Raw genomic sequence first — 6,359 nt, 5'->3', positions numbered from 1 at the left:
TTTAAAGAGGTTATCGTGCTCCACAAGTATCCTTTTCAGCGCTTCTTTTGAAAATAAAAAAGTTTGGTCTTTGGTGGAATATAAACTGACCCCTATAAGTGGCAGTGAGGAATCGCTTCTATCACGGTCCAACAAATTCTGCAAGCCCGAAATAATAGATGACGAAATAGTAGACTTGAATCTTTGATCTGATAAGGTAGGGAATTCGATAATCAATTTTTCGTTGCATAGCTGTGAGATCGTTCTTAGAGCCTTTATGGGTTCCTTCAGCTGATGTATTACATTTAGCAATAGCACTATATCAAACTTCTCGTTTAACGGGTCAGTAAAAATGTCTTGCTCCAAAAATACGCTACTTTTTCCAAGAATTTCTTTTAAAATATTGCAGCCGCGGAATCGATGACGCTTTACTTCTGTGCCAACAACTCTCGAAGCATTCCTTTTTTCTGCCTCAAAACAGAAATACCCATAAGCACATCCAATATCTAAAACAGATTTCCCTGTCAAGTCTTGATCTAAAACTATTAAATTGGCTGACCTGTCCTGACCAGGAGTGAATTTATTAGGATATACTTCTATTTTCTGATGACCAAACATATTGTTGTCAACAATATAGTCTAGTTCTTGTTGTGAATAGTGTGTTGGTTGCTCTAGGGATAATAAGTCCAAAGCTTCTGATATGGAGGAAATTGGTAAATAGTTAGCCTGGGCAGAAGCATTGATAATCTCAAAACTGATCTCATATTGTCTGAGGAACAAAAACCATTTCTTGTAAAAATCCGTTAAATTAAGCCGACACAAAAGCTCGAATATTCTTTGTTTTGAATATCTTTTGGTTACATTTTTCCTAAAGGTCGGTTCAATGCTTTCTCTTAATAAACACCGCTTAACAATTTCCGAACGAGGCGCAACTAATATATAAGCTCTAATTCTTTCACGATAGTTTAGTATTTTAACTAACACTGGCTCTCCCATAAAGTCATTACCAATATGGTCTACATTGCTTTTATAGGGGTTATACAAATTGTAATGAATTATGCAGTCTTGGTTTAAGAATTTCCACCTTGATTCTGGCTTTAATTCAGTAGCCATTATGACAGGAATGTCGTTCCATTCTCCATTTTTAATCCTTGATTCAATATATGTAGACTTGCCAGCACTCGAAACTCCCATAACCAGGTGAATTGCATTTTTACTATTCATAGTATACCTACTTAACTTATTATGGCTCTACCGTACTTGTTATGCTAAATAAACAGTCTGTAAGAGGGAACAGGGAACAGGGAACAGGGAACAGTGGAGGGAATAGGGAACAGGGAACAGTGGGAAGAGGCCGTATTCAGAAAATTTTGTTAGTTGAAGAGCAGATTTTTCCTGTCTTGATGCAGTCGCTCATGGTTTTGGGTCTGTGTGCGGAACCTGCGTCCGCACCTTGTAAGCCCCGTGGAAACCACGGCAGTTGCTCATGGGGGAGACCCCCTTTGAAGTTACCGTAAGAGAGTGGAGCCTTGATAGCGACAGGTTATGGGTCATACTTTTAAGTTATATGAAATAAGGCTCCACTCTCTAAGGTTTCGTCCAAGACCGCACTGCCTCCCCAAGACCGCGCTGCATCGCTTGTACAGTAAGCTTTCTGAGTTTTTTAACTGGAACTTTAGCATAAAAGGTACTGAAGAACCCTTATTATTAGGCTACTGAACCCAAAGTGATATCATTAAAAAATATACTTGTGCCGTTGGAGGGATAGGTCATATCAAGTCCGATTAATCACTTCTAATCAGGGTGATCTCATGCATGTCAAGTTACAAGTTACAAGTTACAAGTTACAAGTTACAAGTTACAAGTAACGAACACCCAAGCATGATAAGAAACTAGTTCATGTAGGGTGGGCAGTGCATCAGACAGATTCCTTTGCTTGTCAATCCCGTTGGTAGGCACTGCCCACCCTAGGATTAATCTGGACCTAAATTAGGTTGACTGTCTTCAAAAAATTAAGTTCAAGTTCATGTCGGTGGGCAGTGCATCAGACAGATTCCTTTGGTTGCCAATCCCGTTGGTACGCACTGCCCACCCGAAGATTAATCTCTTACTTTAAGGCAGAAGGCAGAAGGCAGAAGGCAGAAGGGAACGGAGTTGGAGCTAGTTTTTAAGAAGTCCAGTGATTTTACAAATGATTTAGGATTGCTATAGCGCATCAGCTGATAGCACCTCAAGTAGCGTGGGCGTAGCGCATTAGCTGATAGCTGATAGCTTACCTTAATTTGAGTCATAGTTTTGCAGTAATCTCTAGGATTATATCTTAATATAATCCCCGGCAATTGTTGATAAAGTTTTGGTAAATTATAGTCCTTAGCCAATAAATTTACCCTAAATTTATTGATGACAAACCAAACCATTATTGCTCTTTGCTTTCAGGATTTTATGACAGTCAATATCAGGACAAAAAAACCGGATATTTTTGATAAAAATTGAGTAAATTATCTCTCCTCTGAAGGAAAATGACCAATGATATCATGTCAGGATATAGCAATTCTCAGAGTCATGAGGACATTGCTTATCCTTTTAAGGCAGAAGGCAGAAGGCAGAAGGCATAAGTAAGAAGGTCTTAAGGGAATAAGCGCCAATCAAGAGTGTACCTCATAGGTATGAGAAACGCTATAATTACCCTTAATAAAAATCTGCCCCATCTCCCCATCTCCCCATCTCCCCATCTCCCCATCTCCCCATCTCCCCATCTCCCCGCGCCCCCGCCCCATCTCCCCATCTCCCCATCTCCCCACACTTACATTCTTTTTTACAAATATCAGATGCACCCAACTCAATCCTCCCGTATCCACTGGATATGCTGAGGCAATAACTTAGCCAAATCATAGCGCTGTAGAATCGTTTCTCTGGCATTCTCCCGAATCCCAGCCATCTTGTCCCGATTATCCAGAGCTTCCTCCACCCGATCGGCAATGTCTTCTGGAGAGAAAAAGTCTACTAATAATCCATTCACCCCGTTTTCTATCACCTCGATCACCGGAGCAGTATTAGAGCCAACCACCAAACACCCCGTAGCCATTGACTCTAGCATCGACCAAGACAAGACGAAGGGATAGGTCAGATAAATATGGACAGAGGAAGCTTGCAGGACTTTCAGATATTCTGAGTAGGGCAGGAAGCCAGTGAAGTGGACTCTCTCTAAATCCAGAGGCACCTTTTCCAACATCAATTCCTTGTAGGTTTTGCCATCTGGTAGAGGTTTGCCATAGACAATCCGATTATCCCCCACCACCACCACATGACACCTTGGTCGTCGCTGCTGGAGAATCCCCACCGCTTCCATAAATTGGGGAAAACCCCGGTAAGGTTCCATCCCCCGTGCGACATAGGTAATCAGTTCCTCAACCTCGGACAGGTCTAAGTCAATCCGAGGCAGAACTAATTTCGCTCCAGGCTTGGGTTTAAAGAACTCAGTGTCAATGCCATCATGACGTACAGTGATTTTGCTGTGGAACTCCCGTGGAAACTGCTGATACTGATAGTAGGTGGGAGACAATCCGCGATCGCAACTGACTAAGCTGATTAACATTGAAGCATTTTTGGTCCGAATCCGGGTTTCATCGTCAGAGGTCAGGGGGTCAGAGGGATCAAAGTCAAAATTTGAGCCATGGGCATGGTGAAACCACTCCCAGTAGCACAGCAGTTTTGCCTGGGGGAAAACGTCTTTGATATATAGCGTCGAGCCCCAACCGGAATGACCATAAACCACATCAGGAACAAATCCCTCAGACTTGAGCCGGGTACATAGGTGATAGACTGCTTGACCCTCATGGACATCTCTTTCCAGGTTGTGAAGGTAGTAGTGAGTTTTTGGACCCACTGTCTTCACAGCGCTGTAGATGGCTTTGGAAACCTTAGGCAATTTCCCTGCTGTGCGCTGAGTGCCAAAGACAACCTGATTAGTATCATCTTGGGCTAATGCCTTAGCGAGGTGGGAAAATTGGGAGAAAGACTTGGGATGGAGGAATAGAATACGCATCTTATATCATGTTCGGTTGAATACTTACACGCTTGCGCCGAATCGAAGGCATTTGGCAGAAGGCAGCTATGCTGAAGTAAAGGAGTAAGGTTTAATCGGAGATGGTTTTTGATCACTAATTATCCGGACATGATATTAAGTAGTAGTTAAGTTGATGTAGGGTGGGCAGTGCACCAGACCGATTCGGAAGCTGGCCATCAGGTGGCTAGGCACTGCCCACCAAAGATTAATCGGTTAAGTTGATGTAGTTAAGTTGATGTAGTTGATGTAGGGTGGGCAGTGTACCAGACCGATTCCAAAGCTTGCCATAGCGTTGCTAGGCACTGCCCACCCTACGATTAATCTTCTGACGACTCCCAGGGAGTGCGCTTTCCGTAGGCGAATTAAATTCGCCACGGGTCGCACCGCTCCCGACTCCCGACTCCCGACCCTCCCTTAGATTATGGGTATTCAACCAGACTTGAATTAGTCCAGTGCCTGACCCACAAAGTCGCCAAAGAGTGAATTATAGGGATTATAATAGTTATATTTGATGCCTCGAGATAAACTATAATATCCATAGGGCAAGCAGGTTTCTTGGGGCAGCGGTGCTAGAGAATCGTTCTCTAGTAATGTGTACACCTCTGCTTCAGACCTAGGCTGATAAACACACCCCAGCCCAGAGTATTTACTGTCCCCCAGAAGTACAGAGGGTTTGCCCCAGTAAGCGGCTTCCACACCAATAGTTGAATTATAGGTAACCACCACATCAGCCCAGTCTATTAATGCATAGGAGTCAACCTTTGAATCCGGGGGAATAACCTGGACATTTTTTCCCGTCAAAGAATTCCACCAGTTGCGGTCTTCTAATGACTTTTTATTAAGGTGAGGATGGACTCTAATGGTCAGATAACAGTCCATCTGATTAGAGATCCAACTGATCAGAGACTTTACGGCTTCCCTTTGATTCTTAAAAATTGGATGCTTGACCAAGTCGCCAATGGCAGCATATTCATCATCACTAGCAGAGTAGTAGACAATCTGACGATGATTGCCGGTTTGCCCAGGTACGAGACCTTTTTGCTGCTCAGACGTAAACGTAGTCGATCCAATTCCCTCTCCCTGCCTTCTATTCTTATAAAAGGTATGTCCTAACTCTTCTCTATCGATACCAGCCTGTTGCCAATAGGTTTGGATATGTTCACGCATATAGGCAAAATCATGAGGGGGCTGATCAAACAGTTCGTATTTCTTATAGGTTCCTCCCTTTTCATAGTATTGAACCTCAACATCAAGCTGTTTAGCTGCCTCAAATATCCCTTTAACGGAAGCTAATCGTCCATTAAAAGCAATTATTTTCTGGGGGTTATACTTGAGAATAAGTGCCCGAGCCTTTTCATAAACACTTGCTGAACATCCCAACAATCGTTGTATAAGTGGATAATAGTCATCAGGATCGGGATGCAAGGATTTCGTGTGCCAGATCAGGGAAGAGACTGTAGCTAAACCCAGAGCAGCGTCCTTGTACTTGTAGGCTTTGAGCTCGCTCAAGCGATCAGGAGCATTTTGGACATAGTCTTGGATCTGTAAACGAGTTTTTTCTGACAAAAATTCGTCCGGTAAAGTGGTCACGCCATAGTTTCTTAAAAGGCTTTCCACTTTCGAGACTTTATGTGTCCAACTCCGTTTTCCCAACTTTTGAAAACGTCTATTGGGAAGGAATCGAATGTCATCGGGATTCTCCACATGGAGAAACGAAAATCCGGTATTCTTCCCGGCAACTGCTGCATTAATCGCAATTTCTCCAGCAGTTCCTAAACGAGGAGTAAAGGCAAATGACTCAATTACTAATAAATCCATACGATAGCGTTTGTATTTGAGATGTGAATATAGGATTGATGGGAACAGGGAACAGGGAACAGGGAACAGGGAACAGGGAGTTCATGTAGTTGATGTAGGGTGGGCAGTGCACCAGATAGATTCCAAAGCTGGCCATAATCTTGGTAGGCACTGCCCACCAAAGGAGTAGTTGATGTAGGGTGGGCAGTGCACCAGAGAGATTCCTTTGGTTGCCAATCCCGTTCCTAGGCACTGCCCACCAAAGATTAATCGGTTAAGTTCATGTAGTTGATGTAGGGTGGGCAGTTCACCAGACCGATTCAGCAAGCTTGTCAATCCCCTTGGTAAGCACTGCCCACCAAAGATTAATCGGTTAAGTTCATATAGTTAAGTTCATGTATTTCATGTCCGGTGGGCAGTGCACCAGACCGATTCCGAAGGTGGCCATAGCGTTGCTAGGCACTGCCCACCCTACGATTAATCTCTGCTGCCCCATCTCCCCATCTCCCCATCTCCA

The 6,359-nt window shown here is 43.5% G+C and carries 5 protein-coding genes; 1 reads left to right on the top strand and 4 read right to left on the bottom strand.

The annotated features are described in order from the left end of the window. Both F6J99_RS38320 and F6J99_RS38315 read right to left on the bottom strand, forming a co-directional pair. The coding region (locus tag F6J99_RS38320; RefSeq protein ID WP_293121185.1) for a methyltransferase domain-containing protein at positions 1-1,203 on the bottom strand (1,203 nt) is incomplete at its 3' end. 1,615 nt (positions 1,204-2,818) lie between these two features. After that, complete coding sequence (locus F6J99_RS38315; RefSeq protein WP_293121184.1) at positions 2,819-4,024, bottom strand: glycosyltransferase family 4 protein; 1,206 nt, start codon at positions 4,022-4,024, stop codon at positions 2,819-2,821. Positions 4,025-4,337: 313 nt separating this feature from the next. Between F6J99_RS38315 and F6J99_RS38310 the strand changes: the two genes are divergently transcribed. Then, positions 4,338-4,463 carry a hypothetical protein gene (locus F6J99_RS38310; protein ID WP_293121182.1) on the top strand — a complete coding sequence of 42 codons (126 nt, stop codon included), beginning with the start codon at positions 4,338-4,340 and terminating at the stop codon, positions 4,461-4,463. Between the two features lie 26 nt (positions 4,464-4,489). On the opposite strand, the gene F6J99_RS38305 is transcribed toward F6J99_RS38310, so the two are convergent. Together F6J99_RS38305 and F6J99_RS38300 are read right to left on the bottom strand one after the other, a co-directional pair. After that, positions 4,490-5,863, bottom strand: a complete 1,374-nt coding sequence (locus F6J99_RS38305) for a hypothetical protein (RefSeq protein WP_293121180.1) — start codon at positions 5,861-5,863, stop codon at positions 4,490-4,492. Further along, positions 5,851-6,021, bottom strand: coding sequence for a hypothetical protein (locus F6J99_RS38300; RefSeq protein WP_293121178.1), 171 nt, complete (start codon positions 6,019-6,021; stop codon positions 5,851-5,853). The genes F6J99_RS38305 and F6J99_RS38300 overlap by 13 nt, the downstream gene beginning before the upstream one ends. Between the last annotated feature and the right edge of the window lie 338 nt (positions 6,022-6,359).

Source organism: Moorena sp. SIO4G3 (assembly GCF_010692305.1).
In the GTDB taxonomy this organism is placed as follows: Bacteria; Cyanobacteriota; Cyanobacteriia; order Cyanobacteriales; family Coleofasciculaceae; genus Moorena; species Moorena producens_A.
The sequence above is the reverse complement of the archived record's forward strand: the minus strand, read 5'-3'. Positions and strand labels throughout refer to the sequence as shown.